This is a genomic window from Aliidiomarina halalkaliphila, from assembly GCF_007096385.1.
GTDB lineage: Bacteria > Pseudomonadota > Gammaproteobacteria > Enterobacterales > Alteromonadaceae > Aliidiomarina > Aliidiomarina halalkaliphila.
In genome coordinates this window covers 1,033,288-1,055,745 of sequence record NZ_VJWL01000001.1, presented here as the reverse complement: position 1 = coordinate 1,055,745, position 22,458 = coordinate 1,033,288, and the positions used below count along the sequence as shown (strand labels likewise).

The 22,458-nt window shown below is 52.7% G+C and carries 24 protein-coding genes; 16 read left to right on the top strand and 8 right to left on the bottom strand.

Annotated features, from left to right (window positions below; all coding sequences use genetic code 11):
- Nucleotides 1-49: 49 nt before the first annotated feature.
- Entirely contained in the window at nucleotides 50-700 is a 651-nt protein-coding gene (locus FM042_RS04895; protein ID WP_143234883.1) for a DUF1826 domain-containing protein, read from the bottom strand.
- Nucleotide 701: 1 nt separating this feature from the next.
- Complete coding sequence (locus FM042_RS04890; protein ID WP_143234882.1) at nucleotides 702-1,094, bottom strand: MerC domain-containing protein; 393 nt, start codon at nucleotides 1,092-1,094, stop codon at nucleotides 702-704.
- A gap of 119 nt (nucleotides 1,095-1,213) precedes the next feature.
- Here FM042_RS04890 and FM042_RS04885 point away from each other — a divergent pair, with 119 nt between their 5' ends.
- Nucleotides 1,214-1,783 carry a ZrgA family zinc uptake protein gene (locus FM042_RS04885; RefSeq protein WP_143234880.1) on the top strand — a complete coding sequence of 190 codons (570 nt, stop codon included), beginning with the start codon at nucleotides 1,214-1,216 and terminating at the stop codon, nucleotides 1,781-1,783.
- A gap of 326 nt (nucleotides 1,784-2,109) precedes the next feature.
- Nucleotides 2,110-2,511: a hypothetical protein gene (locus tag FM042_RS04880; protein WP_143234877.1), complete on the top strand. Its 402-nt coding sequence runs from the start codon at nucleotides 2,110-2,112 to the stop codon at nucleotides 2,509-2,511.
- On the opposite strand, the gene FM042_RS04875 is transcribed toward FM042_RS04880, so the two are convergent.
- Nucleotides 2,479-3,231, bottom strand: coding sequence for a glucose 1-dehydrogenase (locus FM042_RS04875; RefSeq protein WP_143234876.1), 753 nt, complete (start codon nucleotides 3,229-3,231; stop codon nucleotides 2,479-2,481). The two genes, FM042_RS04880 and FM042_RS04875, sit on opposite strands and share 33 nt — an antisense overlap.
- Nucleotides 3,232-3,382: 151 nt before the next feature.
- On the opposite strand from FM042_RS04875, the gene FM042_RS04870 reads away from it, so the two are divergent.
- Together FM042_RS04870 and FM042_RS04865 are read left to right on the top strand one after the other, a co-directional pair.
- A complete protein-coding gene (locus FM042_RS04870) occupies nucleotides 3,383-4,444 on the top strand; it encodes a tetratricopeptide repeat protein (RefSeq protein ID WP_143234874.1) in 1,062 nt (353 codons plus the stop codon).
- A 318-nt stretch (nucleotides 4,445-4,762) separates the two neighbouring features.
- Nucleotides 4,763-5,449: a transposase gene (locus FM042_RS04865; RefSeq protein ID WP_143234872.1), complete on the top strand. Its 687-nt coding sequence runs from the start codon at nucleotides 4,763-4,765 to the stop codon at nucleotides 5,447-5,449.
- Nucleotides 5,450-5,506: 57 nt separating this feature from the next.
- On the opposite strand, the gene FM042_RS04860 is transcribed toward FM042_RS04865, so the two are convergent.
- Both FM042_RS04860 and FM042_RS04855 read right to left on the bottom strand, forming a co-directional pair.
- Nucleotides 5,507-6,172, bottom strand: coding sequence for a pseudouridine synthase (locus FM042_RS04860; RefSeq protein ID WP_143234870.1), 666 nt, complete (start codon nucleotides 6,170-6,172; stop codon nucleotides 5,507-5,509).
- A 306-nt stretch (nucleotides 6,173-6,478) separates the two neighbouring features.
- A complete protein-coding gene (locus FM042_RS04855; protein ID WP_143234869.1) occupies nucleotides 6,479-7,081 on the bottom strand; it encodes an outer membrane beta-barrel protein in 603 nt (200 codons plus the stop codon).
- A 637-nt stretch (nucleotides 7,082-7,718) separates the two neighbouring features.
- Here FM042_RS04855 and sufB point away from each other — a divergent pair.
- From sufB to FM042_RS04820, 7 genes are all read left to right on the top strand, one after another.
- A complete protein-coding gene (gene sufB, locus FM042_RS04850; RefSeq protein WP_143234867.1) occupies nucleotides 7,719-9,155 on the top strand; it encodes a Fe-S cluster assembly protein SufB in 1,437 nt (478 codons plus the stop codon).
- A gap of 3 nt (nucleotides 9,156-9,158) precedes the next feature.
- On the top strand, nucleotides 9,159-9,917 hold the full coding sequence (gene sufC / locus FM042_RS04845; protein ID WP_143235614.1) for a Fe-S cluster assembly ATPase SufC: 759 nt from the start codon (nucleotides 9,159-9,161) through the stop codon (nucleotides 9,915-9,917).
- Complete coding sequence (gene sufD, locus FM042_RS04840; RefSeq protein ID WP_143234865.1) at nucleotides 9,914-11,179, top strand: Fe-S cluster assembly protein SufD; 1,266 nt, start codon at nucleotides 9,914-9,916, stop codon at nucleotides 11,177-11,179. Before sufC ends, sufD begins: the two co-directional genes overlap by 4 nt.
- Nucleotides 11,169-12,392, top strand: coding sequence for an aminotransferase class V-fold PLP-dependent enzyme (locus FM042_RS04835; RefSeq protein WP_143234863.1), 1,224 nt, complete (start codon nucleotides 11,169-11,171; stop codon nucleotides 12,390-12,392). The genes sufD and FM042_RS04835 overlap by 11 nt, the downstream gene beginning before the upstream one ends.
- A gap of 150 nt (nucleotides 12,393-12,542) precedes the next feature.
- Entirely contained in the window at nucleotides 12,543-12,899 is a 357-nt protein-coding gene (locus FM042_RS04830) for a HesB/IscA family protein (protein WP_143234861.1), read from the top strand.
- Nucleotides 12,900-12,903: 4 nt separating this feature from the next.
- Nucleotides 12,904-13,428, top strand: a complete 525-nt coding sequence (gene sufT, locus FM042_RS04825) for a putative Fe-S cluster assembly protein SufT (protein ID WP_143234858.1) — start codon at nucleotides 12,904-12,906, stop codon at nucleotides 13,426-13,428.
- Between the two features lie 185 nt (nucleotides 13,429-13,613).
- Nucleotides 13,614-14,021, top strand: coding sequence for a SufE family protein (locus FM042_RS04820; RefSeq protein ID WP_143234856.1), 408 nt, complete (start codon nucleotides 13,614-13,616; stop codon nucleotides 14,019-14,021).
- Between the two features lie 189 nt (nucleotides 14,022-14,210).
- Here the strand turns inward: FM042_RS04820 and iscR are convergent, their stop codons facing one another.
- On the bottom strand, nucleotides 14,211-14,654 hold the full coding sequence (gene iscR / locus FM042_RS04815; protein ID WP_143234854.1) for a Fe-S cluster assembly transcriptional regulator IscR: 444 nt from the start codon (nucleotides 14,652-14,654) through the stop codon (nucleotides 14,211-14,213).
- Nucleotides 14,655-14,928: 274 nt separating this feature from the next.
- Between iscR and FM042_RS04810 the strand changes: the two genes are divergently transcribed.
- From FM042_RS04810 to rimI, 4 genes are all read left to right on the top strand, one after another.
- Complete coding sequence (locus FM042_RS04810; protein WP_143234852.1) at nucleotides 14,929-15,510, top strand: hypothetical protein; 582 nt, start codon at nucleotides 14,929-14,931, stop codon at nucleotides 15,508-15,510.
- A 349-nt stretch (nucleotides 15,511-15,859) separates the two neighbouring features.
- On the top strand, nucleotides 15,860-17,899 hold the full coding sequence (locus FM042_RS04805; RefSeq protein WP_143234850.1) for a S9 family peptidase: 2,040 nt from the start codon (nucleotides 15,860-15,862) through the stop codon (nucleotides 17,897-17,899).
- Nucleotides 17,900-18,159: 260 nt separating this feature from the next.
- Nucleotides 18,160-18,816, top strand: a complete 657-nt coding sequence (locus tag FM042_RS04800) for a hypothetical protein (protein ID WP_185960704.1) — start codon at nucleotides 18,160-18,162, stop codon at nucleotides 18,814-18,816.
- A 5-nt stretch (nucleotides 18,817-18,821) separates the two neighbouring features.
- Nucleotides 18,822-19,280 (top strand): ribosomal protein S18-alanine N-acetyltransferase, encoded by a 459-nt coding sequence (rimI, locus tag FM042_RS04795; RefSeq protein ID WP_185960703.1) that lies wholly within the window; start codon nucleotides 18,822-18,824, stop codon nucleotides 19,278-19,280.
- 3 nt (nucleotides 19,281-19,283) lie between these two features.
- Here rimI and FM042_RS04790 read toward each other — a convergent pair whose 3' ends face one another.
- Complete coding sequence (locus FM042_RS04790; RefSeq protein ID WP_143234843.1) at nucleotides 19,284-20,027, bottom strand: glycosyltransferase; 744 nt, start codon at nucleotides 20,025-20,027, stop codon at nucleotides 19,284-19,286.
- A 355-nt stretch (nucleotides 20,028-20,382) separates the two neighbouring features.
- Nucleotides 20,383-21,432 carry a glycosyltransferase gene (locus tag FM042_RS04785; RefSeq protein WP_143234840.1) on the bottom strand — a complete coding sequence of 350 codons (1,050 nt, stop codon included), beginning with the start codon at nucleotides 21,430-21,432 and terminating at the stop codon, nucleotides 20,383-20,385.
- 102 nt (nucleotides 21,433-21,534) lie between these two features.
- Between FM042_RS04785 and FM042_RS04780 the strand changes: the two genes are divergently transcribed.
- On the top strand, nucleotides 21,535-22,263 hold the full coding sequence (locus FM042_RS04780; protein ID WP_143234837.1) for a 3-deoxy-D-manno-octulosonic acid kinase: 729 nt from the start codon (nucleotides 21,535-21,537) through the stop codon (nucleotides 22,261-22,263).
- The last annotated feature ends 195 nt before the right edge of the window (nucleotides 22,264-22,458 follow it).

Here is a 22,458-nt window from a genome sequence, read left to right as displayed (position 1 = left end):
TTGTTTCGGGCGATCTCCGTGGGTTGTACCCCTGGGGCGAAACTGTTGTTTAAGCGAAGTCGAGGGTGAGCATGAGGCGGGGATTGCCTTGGGGGTTGGGGCTGCGATGGACGAAGCCCAAACCTTCGTTTTTGGGCCAGGCTTCGCCTTTCATAAGGGCGACGTCGCTTGCGCGCAATTGTTGGATAGTCGCGTCAGGCTTGATTAGCCCTGACTGCTCATCGGGTTGGCCGTTGTTGCCACGGCCAAGAAATTGCCGACTCACATATTTGTTTTCCAGCCATTCGGTACCGACGCCGGTGTAAGTGGTGATCATGCGCGCTGGAATGTGATCGATATGAAATCGAGGGCAGGTTGCTTGTTCCGCGCGCGCTAACCGTAAGGCAATTTGTTCGGCGTCGAACAGGCAGGCGAGCATATCTGCGAGAAGTATAACATCGTCCTTGAGGGCATCGCCGAGGTGATGTTGCTTAGAAATGGCGTCGGCGATGGTATTGCTAGGCGCGGCGAGTCGGACATCCCGCCAGTTGGCGGCTGTTAAGGCGCTCTGAATATCGGCTTGCAACGCCTTGGAATGGCTGCGTTGCCATACGGCCATGCAAGTTTGTTCATCAAAGATCGAGGTAAACACATCGGCTTCGCTGCCATAAATGGCGCGGCGTTCGTTGTTCTGAATGCTCTTAATCGCGAGGGCTTCCATGTTAAGCTCCTGATGTAGCCTGACAATGCTGGCGTTTTATCGCCCGCGAATTCAGCAAATGCGCTGCAAATACAAAACTCGCTCCCGCTAACGATAAAAGCAACTCGCTGATGCCGAAGAATCCAAAGCTGATGGTCATGAGGAGAATACCGGCGACGCCAAGCACCAGAGGACGGTACGCTTGCAAATGCACGCAGGTTGGAACGATGGACAGGGTAACGAGCAGAATCATCGGTAAATAAAGTGCGATGTGAACCCATTCGCTCGCAAGTACGCCGACGGCGGTGGAGGTTCCGAAGGCGATGAGGGCGAGTGGTGTGAGTAGGCAATGACCGATGCACAGGCCAGACAGGAACATTCCGAGTTTATCTTTCGCGAGTCGTGACTTTAGCATGATGGCTTCTCGTTTGTCGGTTAGCACAGGTTCCGTTACTATAGTGGAACCAAATGGCAATGTTATAATATAACATTAACGGTCGCGAGTTAACTTTGAATTAGCGTGAGGTGATAGAAATGAAGAAAGCAGCTGTTTTTCTTGGGGTTTCTGGCGCTCTGGTCGCCGGCGGCTGGTACTATTTTGAACACCTTGCACATGACCACGACCATGAAAACGGGCACGATCACAGCCATAGTCACAGCCACGATGGCGGCCATGAGCATGGCGTGGGCCAGCTATCGATGTACTTTGATGACACCGATGTGTCGCTGTTTTTTCATGCGTCGGCGGGCGATTTGGTGGGCTACGAGCATTACCCGCGCGACGACGATGAGCGTGAGCAGTTGGAGTCGGTGCTTTCTTACCTTGCATCCGGCAGTTGGCTGGAATTCCCGCAGCGCGCGGAGTGTGCATGGGTAAGTGGCAACGCGGAAACTAGCCAACTGGATGCAGACCATTCCGGCCATGTGGATGTTACCGTCGACATGTCGTTTCGCTGTGAGCGACCGCGCAATTTATCTCAGGTGTCGGTGCATTTGTTCAGCGAGTACAGCGCCCTCGAGCGCATCGACGCTCATTGGATCCGCGACACACGCACAGACACTGTTGAACTCACTCCGGCAAACACGAGCTTCCGATTGCGTTAATGTCCCCACGCCCCCCGCAACTCTCCGCCTTCAACAATTCCGCCCCAGGGGTGAAACTCATGTTTTGGGCTGTCTCTAACAACTTCGCCCCAGGGGCGTAAACCATGTTTTGCAGGGGCTCCGAGGACGCTTAAAACGGGCTGGGGCCATTGCTGCGCTTGAAGTTCAACAGTTCTACCCCTGGGGCGAAACTGTTGTTTAGGGCGATCTCCGCGAATTGTACCCCTGGGGCGGAATTGTTGTTTTGGGCGATCTCTGTGAATTGTACCCCTGGGGCGGAATTGTTAAGTTGGGGGTGTGTGTTTAGATTTAGGAGGGCCAACGCGGTGCGTTGGGTACTGAAGATGCGTTTATGGATAAGTGTTCTGGCATTGGTGCTGCCATTGGCGGGCTGCGCTATTGAGCGCGTCGGTGGGCCGGAGTTTGTAGTGTCAAGTGTTGTGGCGGGCGAGGGCGAGCTGTCGCCCCGTTCGATGAGTGTGCGCGATGGGAGTAGGGCGACCTTTACGGCCACACCGGCATCAGGTTGGGTTTTGCAGGGTATCACGGGCTGCAATGGTACCCTCGAAGGCACAATATACGAAACGGGACGCATTCGCGCCGATTGTACAATTCACGTCTCGTTCGAAGAAGATAGCGGCGCAATCATGACATATCTATTGTCAGACGGCACCGTTATCGCGACCAACTTTCCCTTAACGGGCGACCATTCCGCCATCAACCGCTAAAGCTTGTCCAGTAATAAATGACGCTCCCGGTAGCGATAAGAACACCACCGCATTGGCCACTTCTTCGGCGGTACCCATGCGGTTCATGGGGTGTAGCGCGGCGAATTGCTTTTCCGTTTCCGGATCTTTGCTGGTAATCCGGTCAATCATGTCGGTTTTGATTGCGCCTGGACACACGGCGTTGACCCGCACCCCTTGCTCAGCGTACTCAACGGCCGCGGTTTTGGTAAGTTGCACCACGGCGCCTTTCGATGCGCAATAGGCGGGCAGACCAGGAAAGCCAATGAGTCCAGCAACCGAGGCCATATTCACGATTGACCCGCGCCCTTGGCTACTCATAATGGCTAACTGCGCCTGCATGCAAGCATAAAGCCCACGCACATTGATGTTCATCACGCGATCGTAATTTTCGAGGGAGCTCTCAGCTGTTGGTGCATTTTCGCCCTCAATTCCTGCATTATTGCAGGCGTAGTCAAGGCGTCCGAAGCGCTCCATTATCTTGTTGTGCAGTTCTTTCACTGCGTTGATGTCGGAGACGTCGGTTGTTACCGCAAGGGCGTCGACACCGATTAGCTTAATATCCTTAACTAATTGATGAAGCGCGCTTTCTTGGATGTCCGCAACGACGACATCGCACCCCGAACGTGCATAAGCTAAGGCCGTTTCCTTGCCGATTCCGGCTGCTGCTCCGGTGATAAGTGCGACAGGTGAGGTAGTCATTGTGTAATCTCCTTGATGTTGACTGAATGTCTAGTGTTGCACAAAAACTAGACAATTCTCTTGATCTTGATCACAGCGGTGTGAAGTAGGCGGGCTGCTGGGTTAGAATGAAGGGCAATTGATGGCGAATTTAACGCAGGGGCGTATTTAGGTGGAAGAAGAGCTTGACTTTAATGAAGTTCTTGAGCGTGCTCAGGAGCATCATGAAGCCGAAGAATATGAGCAGGCGTTGTCTTACTACGGCGGTGCGCTGGAGTTTTTGCTGGACGGCGAGCCGGATGATCTGAGCGATGAAGAGTTTGAAAATTTTTCGCTTAACCTATTGTCTTTATTCAATAATACTGGCTCGTGCTATGAGCAGTTGGGCGATTATTTGGCGGCGTCTGATTACTATGGTGAGGGCGTTGAGCGGATTACTCATTTGATGGAAAAGCAGCCCAATCGTGAGATTTTACGCCGCTATCATCGCACGGTTGAAAACTTGGCGCGGGTGTATGGGCTGAGTGGTCGGGCCGAGGCCGCTCTCGAGGTTTTTGAGGCGTGTTTGGTTCAAACCCAAGCATTTCACGAGCAAGAAAATGACGATTTCTCATGGGCTTCCGTGGGTTATGTGTACGATCTTATTAGCAATTTGTATGCGGATTTAGGTCGGTTGCAGGAGGCCTACGACACTGGCTTTACGATGCTCAAATTGCACGAGGCCATGTATAAAGAGTACCGCGAGTGGCGGGATCAGGTGGATATCGCGCGGGCGCATCATTTTCTTGGTGAGGTGGCCGAGCGTCAATTTAAGTTTGATAAGGCGCGCCTGCATTTTGCCGAGTCACTCCATGCGCGGGAACTTCAGCGTGAGGGAAATCCGGGCTATGAGGCTGATTTTTGTGTGGTTTCTTGCAATGAGCGCTTAGCGCGCTTGCTCTTGAGTAATCGTGATTTGGCCGCAGCGGAGCCTTATTTGAATACCGCGCTGCAGCTGTTTGAAGATGTGGAGTGGCACGAGAATCAATGGGATTACCGGTTGTTCGCGAACTTGTTTGCAAATTGTGCTCAGTGGCATCAGCTTTCAGGTCAACTGGCTGAGGCTAAGGAGTTCGCCGACGAGGCCCGCAATGCATTGAAATGGCTCGAAGAAGCAAACGAAATGACGCAAGAAATGGTGCGCGTTGAAGACATCATCCGCGGAATCACCCACACGGCTGCGTCGCGCAACTAACAACATTTATGCCCCAGGGGCGAAAACCATGTTTCTCGCACTTTTCGATTTCCCGTAAATCCTTTGCAGCCCTTATCAATACTCGGCTTCAACAGTTGTGCCCCTGGGGCACAACTGTTGTTTTTGCGCACCTCCGTGAGCTGTGCCCCTGGGGCGAAACTGTTGTTTTTGTACGCAATGTCGCAAAAATCATTTCGATGCATGACATTAGCGAAAAAATGGCCATAATCATTTTCGAGCAAGGATGCTCATGGCGGGTTCGGATGTCTCAGGATGAGTGCCGAACTTGATTAAGTCATCGGCCAGGTAGGGCCAATTATGTCAACAAAGCGAAGATATTGTGTGGTAGGGACACCGCACCATGTCTACCAACGCGGCGTAGATCGCAAGGAGATCTTTTTCTCCAAGGATCTACGCCGCACCTATCTCCGTCTCATGGAAAAGTATGCTAAAGAAGCGTGCGTGCAGGTGCATGCCTATGTGCTCATGGGGAACCACGTGCACATCCTGCTCACTGCGATGAAAGAGAATGGAATTTCGATGTTCATGCAGAACTTGAATTCTGTTTTTGTGAGTAAGGTCAATAAAGTAGCTGGGCGCGAAGGGGTGTTGTTTTCTACGCGGTTTAAGTCGATTCCGGTGGAAACCATGGACTATCTGTTGCAGCTATATCGCTATATTGAGCTGAATCCGGTGCGGGCGAATCTTACGCAACACCCGGGACGTTATATCTGGAGTAGTTATCATGCCAATGCGCTTGGCTACGCCAATTCGCTGATTACGCCGCATCCAGATTATCTGATGCTAGGTGATACGGTGGAAAAGCGTTTGGCGAATTATAGGAAGCTAGTTCACAGCCCTATGGCGAATGAGTTGATTGAGCAGATTCGTTGGCGCACCAGGCTGGGTTATCCGATTGGCTCAGAAAAATTCTTGGAATTGCTTGAGGAAATCACCGGCCTGCCGTCGAATCCGCGCCGCCGGCGGTCTCATTGCAGCGCTTGACTGGAGGGAGCTCCTGGGCTTGAACTGCGATCAACAACTACACCCCAGGGGTGGAATTCATGGTTTCGACGGCCAGGGATAGAGCCAAGGTGTGGTGAGGTTGGGAAAGAGCGACCAATCAAGTTGCGGAAAATCGTCTAGTTCAGACGGTGGTAGAACGTAGCTGTGGGCCACGCCGTGCCACATGAAGCGGAGAGCCATTGCATGTAACATGAGTCGGTCGGCGGGGGCCCCTTTATAGCGCTTGTCTCCGAGAATAGGCGCGCCAATGCTTTTCAGCGCGACCCGAAGTTGGTGCGTTTTCCCGCTGATCGGTTTGAGTACGTAAAGTCGAGTACCGGTGTCGGTGCCGTGGCTAAAAAAGTAGGTGATTGCCGGGTTCGTGAGCGTTTTAGTGAGCATCCAGCTCCCATTTCGGCTTTTTTCCATATCGCCTTTAATGGCCCCCTGCTTCTTGCGGGGCTTGTTGCCACCCAAGGCAATGTAATATTTCTCTATCTCTCGTGATTCAAATAGCTTTCCGAAAGCCGCGGCTGCCTCAGCTGAGCGTGCCACGATCAATAACCCGCTCGTATCTTTGTCTAATCGATGAACCGGAAACAGTGCTTCGCCGGTAAGCTCATTGAGAATGGTAATAAAGCCTAGTTGGGCATCCTCTTGATGCATACCAATTCCAGACGGTTTGGCAGCGATGTAGAAATCAGGATGAGTAGCGACAATCATGACGGTTCCGATAGTGGGACAACGCTGAAATACTAGCGCGAGCTCCCCACGAAAGACAGCAAAAACAACAATTTCGCCCCAGGGGTACAATTCGCGGAGATCGCTGGAAACACGAGTTCTGCCCCAGGGGCGAAGTTGTTGAAAGCCCCTCAGTACTTGGGCTTAACGCAATAGATTGGTTTCATGGAGTGAGGGAGAAAACAGGGTTTCGCCCCAGGGGTACAATTCGCGGGGGTACAATTCGCGGAGATAACAAAAAAACAGAGTTCCACCCCAGGGGCGAAACTCTGTTTAAAGGAACGAAAATTAGAAGCGGATGCTGAATGCGACGCGGAAGACGTCGTAATCAGAACTTGAGCGCTGATATTCGCCCGATACGTAGAATCGACGGTCGAGTCGGTAACCGATACCTGCGCCGTAGACTAATCCGTTGTCGCTGTAATTATCTAGCGTTGGCCCCGCACTTTTGCGTGTGGTGCCTAAACCAATACTGCCAAACAAATCGACTTTTTCGGTGAGCGATACTTCTGGAACTAGTGCGGCTGCGAAGTGTTGCACATCGCCGCGCTCTGTAATGGCGATTGCCGGACATGTGCCGTTATCTGGGCAGCTGTTGATGGTGCGAAAATCGCTACCGCGCTCGTAGGTGCCGCGCACGCTGAGATTGGGGTGGAGGAAATACGAGAGTGAGCCACCGTAGATGGTGCCGCTGTCGTCAGTAATTGAATCCCACGTGCCACTGCCTGTTGTGAAGCGGTCTAAGCTCGCTCGACCGGTATGTACAGACACTTTCCAATCCCTTTCAAAGGCTTGCGCATGGGCGTTTCCAGGCGCTACGAACGCTGCGCTTGTTAGGATAAAAGCTGCGACTCCCGTCGCTTGAAGCCAATGTTTTACTCTCGTTTTCATTGCGAATTCTCCCCGTTACGGAACGCAAATGGTTCACTCAAATCAGTGTAGGCGCTAATTCTGCCGGAAATTGTAAAAAAGTGTGAGCGTTTGATGAATTTTTGCAAAATCAACACTTCCACCCCAGGGGCAGAACGCACGGAGGTCGGCTAAAACACGGGTTCCACCCCAGGGGCAGAACTCACGGAGATAGCCTAAAACACGAATTCCACCCCAGGGGCACAACTCACGGAGATAGCCTAAAACACGGGTTCCACCCCAGGGGCACAACTGTTTAACCACAGGTGTAGCGCGGGCTGGCGCTTTGTTCTGGTGGTCGCGGAGTTAGAGAAAAAGCGGATTTACACCCCTGGGGCGTAACTGTTGAAAAGAGCGGAGAACTGGAATTCCACCCCTGGGGCGTAACTGTTGAAAAGAGCGGAGAACTGGATTTCCACCCCTGGGGCGTAACTGTTGAAAAGAGCGGAGAATTGGAACTTCACCCCTGGGGCGTAACTGTTGAAAAGAGCAGAGAACTGGAACTTCACCCCTGGGGCGTAACTGTTGAAAAGAGGGGGCGGTATTACTTGAGTAAAATAGTCGGGAAATGGTATAATGCAGGCCAAATTTAGAGTCAGCTGACGATGAGGTTTTTGGCATGAGTGAGCAAATCGAGAAGGCGATAGCGCGGAAGTACGACGCTGGTTTCGTCTCCGAGATTGAGTCTGATACCTTCCCACCCGGGTTGGATGAGGATGTCATCCGTCGCATTTCCGAAATGAAAAATGAACCTGAGTGGATGCTTGAATGGCGTCTGCAGGCGTTTCGGTCGTGGCTAAAAATGAAAGAGCCAGACTGGGCTCACTTGGGCTACGAGCGCATTGACTATCAATCAATCTCCTATTACTCCGCTCCTAAGAGTATGAAAGATAAGCCGAAATCTCTTGATGAGGTGGATCCTGAGCTGATTCGCACTTATGAGAAATTGGGCATTCCTTTGCACGAGCAGAAGATGCTGGCGGGTGTCGCGGTCGATGCGGTATTCGACTCGGTATCGGTGGTCACTACCTTCCGTGCCAAGCTGGAAGAAGCGGGCGTGATTTTCTGTCCGATTTCCGAAGCAATCCAAAAATATCCCGAGCTGGTGAAGAAATATCTTGGCTCTGTGGTTCCGCGTAGCGATAACTTTTTTGCGGCACTCAACTGTGCGGTGTTTACCGACGGTTCGTTCGTGTATATCCCGAAAGGGGTACGTTGTCCGATGGAACTATCCACTTATTTCCGCATTAACGAGCTGAACACTGGTCAATTCGAGCGTACCCTAATTATTGCCGATGAAGGTAGCCATGTGAGCTATCTGGAAGGGTGCACAGCGCCGCAGCGCGATGAGAATCAGTTGCATGCGGCGGTGGTGGAATTGGTTGCCCTCGACGACGCGGAAATTAAGTACAGCACGGTGCAGAACTGGTATCCGGGCGATGAGAACGGCAAGGGCGGTATCTACAACTTCGTGACCAAGCGCGGTATTGCGCACAAGAATTCGAAGATTTCGTGGACCCAGGTGGAAACCGGCTCTGCGATTACGTGGAAGTACCCGAGCTGTATCCTCAAAGGCGACAACTCGGTGGGTGAGTTCTACTCCGTTGCCTTAACGCGCGGACGTCAGCAAGCGGACACCGGCACCAAGATGATTCACTTGGGTAAAAACACCAAGTCCACTATCGTCTCCAAGGGTATTTCCGCAGGCAACTCGAGTAATGCCTACCGCGGTTTGGTGAAAATGGGCCCGGGTGCCGACGGCGCGCGTAACCATACCGAATGTGATTCGTTATTGATTGGCGATAAGTGTGCGGCGCATACCTTCCCGTACATTGAAAGCTCGAACCCGTCGGCGATTGTTGAACATGAGGCCACCACCTCGAAGGTGAGTGACGACCAAATGTTCCTGTGTAAGCAGCGTGGGTTGGATGCAGAGAAGGCCGTGTCGATGATCGTGAACGGCTTCTGTAAGGAAGTATTTAAAGAATTACCGATGGAGTTCGCGGTCGAGGCCGGCAAACTTCTGGAAATCAGTCTTGAAGGTTCAGTGGGGTAAATGATGTTAACCATTAAAGATTTGCATGCGCGTGTGGAAGACAAAATCATCTTGAAAGGTCTAAACCTAACGGTGAAGCCAGGTGAAGTACACGCGATTATGGGCCCCAATGGCGCAGGTAAAAGTACGCTTGGTTATGTGATGTCGGGACGCGATGGCTATGAGCTCGTGAGCGGCAGCATTGAAATGAACGGCGAAGACTTGATGGAAATGGATATTGAAGAACGCGCCCAGCAGGGTCTGTTTTTGGCGTTTCAGTATCCGGTAGAAATTCCTGGCGTAAGCAATATGGAATTTATGAAAGAGTCGGTGAACGCTATTCGTAAGGCGCGCGGTGAGGAAGCACTTACTGCGGCTGAGTTTTTGAAGATTGCTAAAGAAGCCTGCAAACAGGTGAATTTGCCGCTGGATTTCTTAAAGCGCGGCGTGAACGAAGGTTTCTCAGGCGGTGAGAAAAAACGTAACGAAATTATGCAGTTGATTCTGCTTAAGCCAAAGTTGGTGATTCTTGACGAGTCTGATTCGGGCTTGGATATCGATGCGTTGAAAGTGGTTGCGGATGGCGTGAATAGCCAGCGCGACGGCAAGCGCAGCTTTATTGTGGTGACCCATTATCAGCGTTTGCTTGATTTTATCGAGCCTGATTATGTGCATATTTTGGCGGACGGTAAGATCGTGAAAAGCGGTGGTCCTGAGCTAGCAAAAGAAGTGGAATCAACAGGTTATGCTTGGTTGGGTAAGCCTGAGGAGGCTGGCGCATGAGTGATTGGTTAGCACAGGTCATCGACCGTGCCGATGCGGTCGCCAATGCGCAAAAAGACGAACTGGCCTCTCTGCGCCAGAACGCATTAGCTGAGCTTAAGCAGCAGCAGTGGCCGACCCGACGCACCGAAGCGTGGCGTTATACGTCGTTGCATCCGCTGGAAGATATGACGTTACCGGCATTGTCGCAGGATGTGCCTGCGGTGCCTGAGATCGACGGTGTCGACTCTCTCGATTTTGTATTTGTGAACGGTAAGCTCCAAGGCGACATGCCCAAGTTGCCGAAAGGCGTGAGCGTGGGTGGTCTAACTGACTCTGCCATGCAAGCTGCGGCCACCGAGGTGTTCGGTACCGTGAAGCCGCGCACGCATTTATTTGGTTTGGTCAACGACGTGCTTGCCACCGACGGCTTGGTAATCGATGTAGCCGCGGGCGCCAAAATCTCACAGCCACTACGTATTCTGAATTTTGTCAGCGCCGGTTCTGAAACGCATCATCGGGTGCTCGTGCGTATTGGCGACGAAGCTTCAGTGAGCGTGATTGAGCATGGCGCTGGATCTGGTGCTAGCGTAAATACAGCGTTTGCCGAGTACGCCTTGGGCGCGAAGGCGCGGTTGGAACATTACCGCTTTGCCTTGCACGGTGGCGATGCCATTCATATTGGTGGGGCGCACTTTAGTTTGGGCACGGAAGCGCGCTTGAACAGCACCTTGGTGGGCTATGGCAGTCAGTTGAGCCGCTTGGATTACGATGTGATTCACGCGGGGCAACATGCAAACGCGAAATTAAACGCGGTGTATTTGTTAGCGCCGCGGGAACACTTTGATTTACATACCAATATTGAACACGCTGTGCCTAATGGCACCACTGAAGAAAATGCCCGTGGCATTATTGGTGACCGCGCTCGCGCCGTGTTTAATGGCCGCATTCATATTCATCGCGATGCCCAGAAAACTCTGGCGGAGCTGAATAATCGCAATTTATTGTTGTCGCGCGGCGGCACTATTAGTACCAAGCCTGAGCTGGAGATTTATGCCGACGACGTGCAGTGTGCCCATGGTGCCACGGTTGCGGAAATCGACGATAAAGCACTCTATTATATGCTATCGCGCGGTATCAAACGCGAGCAGGCTCTAGTGATGTTGAACTTTGGCTTTATCCAAGAATTGGTGGCGCAAATGCCAAATAAAGCCTTGGCCAAATGGCTCGAGCCGCAGTTGCGGGATCGCTTTATGCTGATGGACGTGCGCAATGGCTCTTGATGTTCAGGCGATTCGTGCCCAGTTTCCGATTTTAAGCCGAGAAGTGAATGGTAAGCCGTTGGTTTACCTTGATAATGCCGCAACAACCCAGAAGCCGCAGGCGATGATTGATGCCTTGGTGAGTTTCTATACCGAGTGCAATTCGAATGTGCATCGTGGGGCGCATGCGCTGTCGGACGAGTCGACGCGCCGTTATGAACATGCGCGGGACGTAGTGGCAGGCTTTATCGGTGCGGCCAGTCGTGAAGAAGTGATTTGGACCAGCGGCACCACAGAAAGTATTAATATTGTGTCGAAAGGCATGGCTCAGCGCCTGCAAGCGGGCGACGAGGTGCTGGTCACGGAAATGGAGCACCACGCGAACCTGGTAACCTGGCAGCAGGCCTGTAAAGCAGCTGGCGCGCGCTTGCTCGTGGTGCCTATTTTGGCCAATGGCGCGTTGGATGCCGATGCATTTGTAACCATGCTGAGTGAGAAAACGGCCTTTGTGGCGATGCCGCAGGTGTCGAATGCCTTGGGAACTGTGAACCCAGTTCGTAGCCTAATTAAAGAGGTGCGTGCACGCTCGCCGCGAGCGCTGGTGTTGATTGATGGCGCTCAGGGTGTGGCCCATGGCGGCGTGAAGGTGGCAGATTTAGACTGCGATTTTTACGCGTTTTCCGGGCACAAGATGTTCGGCCCAACTGGGGTTGGTGTGTTGTGGGGCCGTCGTGCGTTGTTAGCGGAATGGCCTGTGTGGCTCACTGGCGGCGAGATGATCGCGGAAGTGAGTTATCAAGACGCAACCTGGGGCGCATTGCCGCATCGATTGGAAGCGGGCACGCCGCATATTTCTGGGGCGGTGGGTTTAGCCGCGGCGATTGAATGGTTCCAAACGTTGGACGTCGCCGATGTGCAAGCTCATGAAAAAGCACTGTTAGATCGTGCAGTGGCGCTCGGTTCGGAGTTTAAAGGCCTGCGATTAGTGGGTGCTGCCCCGGAAAAAATTGGGGTGTTTAGTTTTGTTATCGAAGGTACGCATCCAGCGGATATTGGCTTTATTTTGGACAAGCAGGGTGTGGCGATTCGCACCGGCGACCATTGTGCGCAACCGTTGATGAAGCGTCTTGGCCTGCCGGGTACAGCACGGGCATCGTTCTCGGTGTACAATACACTAGACGAGGTCGACGCTCTGTTCACCGCTCTCGCTAAAGCCCGCGACATGCTGGTTTAACAATTCCGCCCCAGGGGTGGAATTCAAAACAGAGTTCCGCCCCAGGGGTGGAATCGACATTCGAACGCAGTAGCCAACGCACCGCGTTGGTAAAAACAGAGTTCCGCCCCAGGGGTGGAATTCAATGTTTCAACAATTTTGGAGTAAGCAATGGCTGTAGAAACCTTTGTTCCCGCAGCAAGCGTAATTACCGTAACGCCAAGCGCAGCGCGTCATTTCGAGCAAAAGCTGGGTGATTCGCAGCAAATTATCCGTTTCGCAACCCGCGAAAGCGGCTGCACTGGCTATGCCTACGTGGTGGACTTCGCCGAGGCGCCAGAAGCTGGCGACGAAGTGATTCGCGTAAGTGACAAACTCACGGTCGCGGTTGCTCGCAACGCTATTCCCATGTTGCGCGACACCGAAATTGACTACGTGAAGGAAGGCATCAACGGCGTGCTGAAATTCAACAATCCAAACATCGCCGAGGCCTGTGGCTGCGGTGAAAGCTTCAGTGTGAAATCGTAACTGCATGCAGAAAATTGTTTCCTTATCTCGCGAAGTGAAGGCGCGCAGGGTTCCCTCGGGCGATCCGCTCACGCTGCCTGCGGGCGAGTTCGTGAATATCACTCAGGACCTTGGCGGCAACTACACCATTACGTGGCGCGGCAATATGTATCGCATCGACGGCACTGACGCGGATGCTCTGGGTCGTAAACCGACGGTACTCACCTTCGAGTCACCTGCCGATGGCAAGATCGACGAGAAGCAGGTGTGGGAAGCGTTGGAAAGTGTGTATGATCCTGAAATTCCAATTAATTTGGTATCGTTAGGGCTGATTTACAAGGTGCTTATCGAGGGCAATAACGTGCTGATCGATATGACGTTGACCGCACCTGCATGTGGCATGGGCCCCGTTCTGGTGGGGGATGTGGAATACCGCGTGGGCATGGTGCCGCACGTGGAGTCGGTGAAAGTGAATTTGGTGTTCGACCCGCCGTGGTCTCGCGACCGCATGAGCGAAGAAGCCCAACTCGAAGCCGGCCTGTTTTTTTAACAATTCCGCCCCAGGGGTGAATGCAAAACAGAGTTATGCCCCAGGGGTGAAAGCAAAACAGAGTTTCGCCCCAGGGGTGAAACTCATACCCGAACATAGTACCCAACGCACCGCGTTGGAAAAACAGAGTTTTGCCCCAGGGGTGGAACCCGTGTTTAAGCGCTGTTAACGCTAGGAACTTGCAGATGAAATTACCTGAACCCTCTGAAATTGTTGATGATCTCGAGTTTCTCGGAGATTGGGAATCGCGTTATCAGTACATTATTGATTTAGGTAAAGCGTTGCCGAAGCTGCCGGAAGATGCCCGCGCGGATGAGCTTAAAGTGAAAGGTTGCCAGAGTGATGTGTGGTTATTGCCGTCGCATCAGGGCGACGTGATGACATTCCAAGTGGATAGCGATGCCGTAATTGTACGCGGATTATTGGCGTTGGTGATGTCGGCATACAATGAGAAGTCACCCGCTGAAATCCTCCAGTTCGATATCGATGGATTCTTCAAAGAGCTCGATTTAGAGCGCCATATTTCTCCGACACGCGGCAACGGCCTGCGCGCCATCGTTGGCAAAATCCGCGAACTTGCCGCCACCGGCTAATCCGCTCCGCTCAACAATTCCGCCCCAGGGGTAAAAAAACACCTTCGCCCCAGGGGCAGAACTCATGTTTTCAACGTTCTCCGATTTTCCCCAATCGCGCTGCGGGCAGTGTCACGCCTGAGTTTTAACAGTTTCACCCCTGGGGCGAAACTCTGTTTTTGCTGGGGCTAAGTATGGAGCGAAAGTGAGCTAGGCGCTTTGGACAGGGATGCGCTCAGGGGCTTCTTTGTTGGCTGCGTCGGCGGTGAGGCTGCCGAGGCTGATATCATGCAGGAAGTCTGAAATTCGGTCGCTGAGATCCGCCCACAGATGGTGGGTGAGGCAGCGGCTGCCGCTTTGGCAGTTGGATTTACCTTGGCATCGGGTAACATCCACACTTTCATTTACCGCATGGATAATCTCGCCGATAGAGATCTTGTAGGGGTCGCGGTTGAGCAAATAGCCGCCGCCGGGTCCGCGAATACTGTTCACGAGTTCGGCGCGACGTAACTTTGCAAACAGCTGCTCGAGATAGGATAGGGAAATATCCTGACGCTCAGATATGTCGGCAAGGGTCACAGGAGAATTGTGTCCGTGGAGTGCCACGTCCAGCATCGCTGTGACCGCATAACGACCTTTCGATGTCAGTTTCATAACCCTTTCTCGCGCTGAAGTTCAATGCCGTTAGCATCGCATAACTTGACTATTTCAGTCAAGTATTGTGGCTTGTCTATCGCGGTTGAATTTCCCTCCCGGAGCGTCCTTTACAATTCGTTACAATTTTACGACAAATCCCCCATGGTTTAGCGCTCTCGGTATTGGTATTGTGCGCTCACGTTGTTTGCCGTTACCTCAACTTTGAATGGTAAACACGCGTTGAGAAACGGATAAGCACACCGAATTTGTTGTATAAAAAGGAAGTTAAATCATGAAAAAGTTTGCAGTAAGCTTAGTTTCTAGTGCCTTGTTGTCTTCTGTTGTATTCGCGGCAAACGCCAATGCAGAGGAAGCGTCGGTTGCACCTTCATTCAATTACCTGAGCGCGGGTTATAGCGAGATGGAGCACAGCTCTTCAGACGCGACCTTCTCCGGGATGCGCGCCCAGTTCAGTCGTTCAATCACCGATGTGGTTTTTGTTCGCGGCGGTTACGAGTCTGTATCGCGCGACGGTGCCACCTATGAAGAATCAGAATTTTCTTTGGGCGCACGTTTTGCAGTTGACGAGCGTTCATCTGTTTATGCGGGTGCGGGCTTTTTGAATGCGTATAGTACAGACGCAGCCGGCAGCAACCTTGATCACCTGTATTTCACCGGTGTTGCGGTTCGCCCGAGTGAAGACGTGGAGTTACGTGTGGAATTGCAGCGCGCCCGGGTATACCGTGAGCATCAAACTCGCGCTGAAATTGGCGCCCGCTACTTTGTTTCACCGAAGTTTTCAGTAGACGCGAGCTATGGCTTTACCAATAGCAACACCGATGCGGTGCGCTTAGGCGTTTCATTCCACTTTTAATGTTGTCCTGAATATTAATTTGTGGAACCGGCCGGGGATATTTCCCCGGCTTTTTTTTGCCTCTTACTTAGGTCAAAACATAGGTTCCGCCCCAGGGGTGGAATTGTTGAACAGCGCCGAAAACATGAGTTTCACCCCTGGGGCGGAATTGTTGGAATTCAGCGGTGATGCGGCTTGTGGGTGCGTTGGCTTTTTTTGGAGATTGCCGAAAACATGGGTTTCACCCCTGGGGCGGAATTGTTGGGCGGAATTGTTTTCGGGCGTGCGTGGGTGCAAGTTGGTCGCAGTTTAGTTGCGGGTGTGGTGTGGTGCGGTACTATCAGGGTATCGCAATAGAAGGGGAAGGCACGTGAGAATTCTACATTCAGCATTTTTAGTGGTGGCGTTGTGGTCGCTGAGCGCGGTGGCGTTGGCAGAGAACAATGTTCGTCCATTGCAATACGATGATGTTTTTCTGTTGGAGTTTGCATCTGATCCAGCGCCTGCGCCGAACGGTCAAACCATTGTGTTTGTGCGCAATTGGATGGATCGTATGCAGGATCGCCGTCGCAGCACGCTGTGGACAGTAAATGCGGACGGCTCTAACTTGCAAGCGTTAACCTCCAAAGATCAGAACGCGTCGCAGCCAACCTGGTCACCTGACGGCTCGCGTATTGCCTATGTGGCGGATGGGCAGATTCACGTGTATTGGGTGGAGTCTGGTCGCCAAGCCCAAATTAGCCATTTGCAGCAAGGCCCGGGCAATCTAACCTGGTCGCCTGATGGCAGCTGGATTGCTTTCTCGATGTTTGAACCACAGCGGCGGGCGAATCCGGTGACTTTGCCGGGGCGTCCTGATGGTGCCAACTGGGCTGAATCGCCTATTTTTATTGAAGATATGAATTATCGCGCGGATGGACGCGGCTATTTGCCGAGCGGCTATCGTCACATTTACATGATGCCTGCGGAAGGCGGCACGCCGATTAAATTGACCTCTGGCGATTTCGATCATGGCGGCAGTATGAGCTTTTCTGCCGATGGTAGTGCATTGTTTTTTAGCGCGAATCGCTACGAAGACTGGAAGTCGCAGCCGATTAATTCGGAGATTTTCCGTTTAGATATTGAATCGCGCAACCTGACCCAGTTGACCGACCGCGACGGACCGGACCACAGCCCAATGGTGTCGCCGGATGGCCGCATGATTGCATTTGCCGGCGTTGATGATCGCCGCTTGGCGCATCAAAACCACGGGCTTTATGTGATGAACATTGATGGTTCGAATGTGCGTGCACTTACGGCAGACCTCGACCAGCACATTCGCGATTTTAAATGGGCGCCGGACTCCCGCGGCCTGTTTGTTTATTATGACGCACAAGGCAAGGGCACTTTGGCCCATCAGCCGCTGCGCGGTGATCGTCGTGAACTAACCGATGAAGTGGGTGGCTTAGCTTATAGTCGTCCGTATTCGGGTGGCGATTTTGCGGTGTTGGCCGATGGTCGTTTGGTGTTTACTCATGCTAGCACGCAACGCCCAGCAGAACTGGCGGTGTTGAATCAGCAGCGGCGTTCTGTGACGGTAACGGGAATTACCAGTTTGAACCGCGATCTGCTGATGAAGCGTGATATCGGGCAGGTTGAAGAGTTCTGGTATAACTCGTCGGTGGACGAGAAGCCGATTCATGGCTGGGTGATTTATCCGCCGGGCTTTGATGAGAGCAAACAATACCCAATGATTTTGGAAATCCACGGTGGACCGCATACGGCTTACGGGCCTTATTTTGCCATGGAGTTGCAATTGATGGCGGCCCAAGGCTATGTGGTGTTGTATACCAATCCGCGCGGCTCCACGAGTTATGGCGAGGATTTTGCCAACTTGATTCATCATAACTATCCGAGCCACGATTTTGATGATTTGATGGATGGCGTGGATGCGGTGGTTGCGCGCGGCTTTATTAATGAAGACGAGCTGTTTATTACGGGCGGTTCAGGTGGCGGGGTGCTGACCACGTGGGCGATTGGCCATACTGACCGTTTCCGTGCGGCGGCGGCCATCAACCCAGTGATTAATTGGTATAGTTTCGTACTCAACGCGGATATGTACAACTACTTCACCCAGTATTGGTTCCCAGCATTGCCTTGGGAAGACCCTGAGCATTATCTGAAGCATTCGCCGATTTCTTACGTGGGCAATGTGACGACGCCGACCTTGCTGTTTACCGGTGAGTCGGACCATCGCACCCCGATTTCGGAAACTGAGCAGTATTATCAGGCGTTGCAACTGCGTGGTATTGATACCGCGATGGTGCGCATCCCTGGTGCGTCGCACTCGCTGCACGCGCGTCCATCGAATCATATGGCAAAACCCGCCTATGTAATTTATTGGTTCGACAAATACCGCGCTAAAGATTAAACAGTTACGCCCCAGGGGTGGAATTCGCGAAGTGCGCCTTTTTCAACAATTGCGCCCCAGGGGTAAAATTCTGTTTTTTCTTTCTTTTCAAATGGCTAACGCGGTGCGTTAGGTGAGGCTAGGGCGCCTTTTTCAACAGTTGTGCCCCTGGGGCGAAATTGTTGTGGTTGGGCTTTACAGTTGGTTAACGCAATACGATGGCGACGGTTTAATTTACGCGTTACCATACGAATATTATGGTTCGCGGTGGGAAAACGCTGATGTGGACAACTCAACAACGTGAGGCTCTGAAGGCGCTTGGCATTGATGCTGAGCTATTTCTTGATCTGCCTGAAGATTCTCATGTGTTCAATGCGCCATTGCGTGCGGATGATGCGGTTGCACCTGCCCCTGGTGGGCCGGTGTCCGTTGAGGGTGAGACAGTTGAAACTGGGAATACGACTGAGGCTGGGCGCCCGGTGTCATCTGAGCTTTCTGCAGAGAAGAGTGCTGAAGTTAACGGGCAAACCTCTGCATCTGCTGAAGCCCCTGCATCTGCTGAAGCCCCGAAAACCGCTGAAGCCCCGAAAACCGCTGAAGCCCCGAAAACCGCTGAAGCCCCTGAAGCCCCGAAAACCACAGAAACTGCAGCGAAGCAATCTGCAGCTTCCGACACACAATCCACTGAAACACCCACCCCACATCTGTATAAACTCGGCCCATGGGCGCTGGAGTTTAGTCAGGCATTGCCCGTCGGGCGCTATCCCTGGATTAATGATTTGGCGAGTTACATTGGCTCTAAGCCATCGTTGATTAGTGCGTCGGGGGAGAGGTTGGTGCAGATTAACTGTGACGCCTACGCTCGGGAGACCTTGAGTGTCGACGAGAAGAAAGCCTTATGGGCCTTATTGAAACCCGCCCTCGAGCAGCGGAGCTAACCGATATGGCCCTCATACTTGCCCCCCTGCACGGGCTGAGCCCAGATATGATGACGATCGAACGCGCCGCGCATCGCGTGCCTTGGGGCGCGAACGTATTTGGCAACTCTTTCGGTCCGCGCTATCGGGTTATTGGGCTTTTTCTGAATCATCGTTTGGTCGGTTACACGGTGTCGCATGTGCTTTTCGACGAAATTATGTTGATGAATATTGCGGTGGCGCCTGAGCATCATCGCAAGGGGTATGGTCAGCTTTTGTTAGATGATTTGTTGGCGTTCGCCAGCGATGAAAATGGCGTGCAAAAAGATATGTTATTTCTTGAAGTGCGCGAGCATAACGAAGCGGCGATACGCCTGTACGAGCGCAATGGATTTAGCGAAATTGGCCGGCGTCCCGGCTATTATCCACCGGTCGTGCCCGGCGACGAACGCGAGTCCGCGATCGTCATGAGCCGAGCTAAGTAACCTTTACTTCCAGTTATCTTCTACCCATTGCACCGGTAACACTCGGCGGTACCACTTGCCGCTGCGACCTGCGATAGCATCCGGTGGGTTTGGTTTGCCGTGGAATGCGACAATTTTCGCGCCTTCAGGGATCTGCGCAGCCTTAAACCAACTGCTGATACCTTTTGGCATACAGTGGCGTTTAAAGCTTACACACCAACCCGGCGGCCAGTACTGGAGCTTGCCTTGCTTGGCGAGGTGGCTAGTGACGTATTCCTGCTCGTTACGCACCTTCGCTAGCTCTTTATCTTTGTTTTCTTTGAGTTTCTCAATGAGATCCGGGTGTGCGCCGATGGTGAAGCGGTAAACCGAGGTATTGCCGGTTTCGTCGCGCTTATCCCATTCTTTGATCACGCGGAATTCACCTTCAGGCTCGAAAAAACAATCGATGTTATCGACAATTACGACGTCGAGATCGATGAATAACGTAGGACCAACCAAATCGTAAAGGGGCTTTGCGAAGCTGGTCACTTTAAGCCAACCGTGACCGAACGACCAAGGTGCGCGCTCGTCAAAATCTTTAAATCCGACCATGGGGATATCTTTGACTTCGATGTCTTTATCGATGCCTTCGCCGTCTTCGGTAAGACACACGAAGCGAAATGGTAGGGTGAGATTGCGCTTCACCATGGAATAGAGCTTGTTTACATACTCAGGGCCGTATTTGTTGCCCCACTTAATGCATAAAATATTGACTGGCTGGCTCATTTTTTCCTCTCTTGCAGATTTGCGAGCGGTTATCGAGCGAGTATATCAGGGCTCGCTACATCTCGCACCGCCCAAAACATGAATTCCGCCCCAGGGGTAAAACAATTGTAGTTTCGCGAAAACACGAATTCCGCCCCAGGGGCAAAACAATTGGAGGTGCTCGAAAACACGCGTTTCACCCCTGGGGCGTAATTGTTGAAACGCTGCAGCTATACGGCTTGTGGGCTTGTTGGGGCAGGGTCGAAGGCTGCCCCAAACACGCGCTTCACCCCTGGGGCGTAATTGTTGAAGGTGCTCGAAAACATGCGTTTCACCCCTGGGGCGTAATTGTTGAAGGTGCTCGAAAACACGCGTTTCACCCCTGGGGCGTAGTTGTTGTGTAGAGGTTGGTGATGGCGTTGAGGCTGGGTTCGGGGGCGTATTTGCTCATGCCGTAGTCGATGCGGGGGCAGCCGTTGGTTTTGCAACGTTTTACTTGTTGGATCAAGGCACTCTGTAGGGCGAGGGAGTCGCCGATGGGTAATAAAGGCTGTACAAACTCGGGATCGCCGGCGGCGCGTTGACGTTCGCATAGATGCAATGCGCCCTGGGTGCGGGTGGCTAAAATCGGTAGCCCCATTTGCATGGCTTCAAGGAACACTAATCCAAAGGGTTCGCTATGGGCGGTGTTTACAAATACGTCGAACGCCGACATCCACTCGCGCACATTGGTCACATACCCAGGGAAAATCACGGTGCCTGCGGCGGCTTTCTTCAACCGTCTCATTTCGCGTCCATGGCCGACAATAGCCAAGCGGGCGCCATTGATTTCGGCGCGGCGAAATGAACGCACTAGGTTCATCTGATCTTTACTCGGTTCGAGGCGACCAACGGTGCCAATAAGAATTTCGTCGTCGGCGACTCCAATCTCGGCGCGAATTCGGCGTCGGGCTTCTGGATCTATATCGACTGGGGCAATCCAATTATCCACGTGTTTGGTGCGCTGACGCATGCGCTCAGGCATATGCAGAATTTGCCATGGCGCAATGGCAATCAGGCCGTCTAACTTAGCATGCTGTTGCGCTTTGTAGTGAATATGCAGCGAACCAATGCGCGTAAGCTCGCCCTTCATAGGGTGCAGTGATTTGCAGGCATTGCTTAAATGTCCGTGTGCTACATCGGGTTTTAAACGCCGCAGGATCTTGCGCGTATGCCAACGGGCGATGGGTGGCAGACCGCTGACATAATGCACATGCACGAGTTCGCCCACGCGTGGGGTGATGGGGTTCACCGGGTTGAGGCGTGCACGTCGGTGTAAAATGAGATGCACCTCATGCCCAGCCTCGGCTTGCAGATTGGCGAGGCTCACGGCGTAGCGTTCACTCCCAGCAAATGACGAGGTGAGAATTATATGGGCGATCTTCATGAATACATCCTACGGTTGGAGCCAAAACAGCGGGTTTCAATTATCCATGGGATCCCGCACAATACGCTAGTCCATGAATGTAAAGTTTAGGTTAGGATTGCGATGTCTGGATTACAGAAAAAAGAAACTGCAGCGGCCGTGTACTGGTGGGATCCCACGCGTATCGCGGAACCGGATGAACCCCATTTTCAACCAAGTTGGTGGCAGGAGCAGGATCGCGTCGTGGGAAGCTCAACGGGGCGTAATGTTGCTTGGTTCGTGCAAGGCGAGCAGGGCAATATGGTGCTGCGCCACTATTACCGTGGCGGCCTTGTGGGCAAAGTGCTCACAGACCAGTTCTGGCTAGAGTCGGTGGAAAAATCTAGAGCTATGCGCGAGTTTCAATTATTGCAATGGATGGCGGACGAAGGTTTGCCAGTGCCGCGCCCCTGCGCTGCCCGTTATGCCCGTCGTGGTTTGATCTATCGTGCTGATTTATTGATTGAAATGATTCCCAATAGCCGCGATATTTTCCGCATGATGACCGACCAAGGCCCGCTCGATAGCGCGTTGTGGCAGAGCGTGGGCGCTACGGTTCGCGCCATGCATGACAAAGGTGTGTATCACTCGGATCTCAATTGTCACAACATTATGCTCGATAGCGACAACAAAGTGTGGCTGATTGATTTTGATAAATGTGAGCGTCGGGAGCCTGGCGAGTGGCAGCAGGCCAACTGTGAGCGCTTGCTGAGGTCGCTGCGTAAAGAGCTGACTAAGAATGACAGCTTCGGCTGGAAAGAGAGCGATTGGTCGGCGTTTATGGCGGGCTATCAGGGAACGCATGCAGCGTAATTCTGCGCCTTAAGTTTCAAGCCTCGGGCCAACGCGATACCTGGGGTACGCGGAACCGACGGAAGGCCAACGGGGTGCGTTGGGTACGGGGGAACCGACGGAAGGCCAACGCGATACCTTGGGTACGGGGGAACCGACGGAAGGCCAACGCGATACCTTGGGTACGGGGGAACCGACGGAAGGCCAACGCGATAC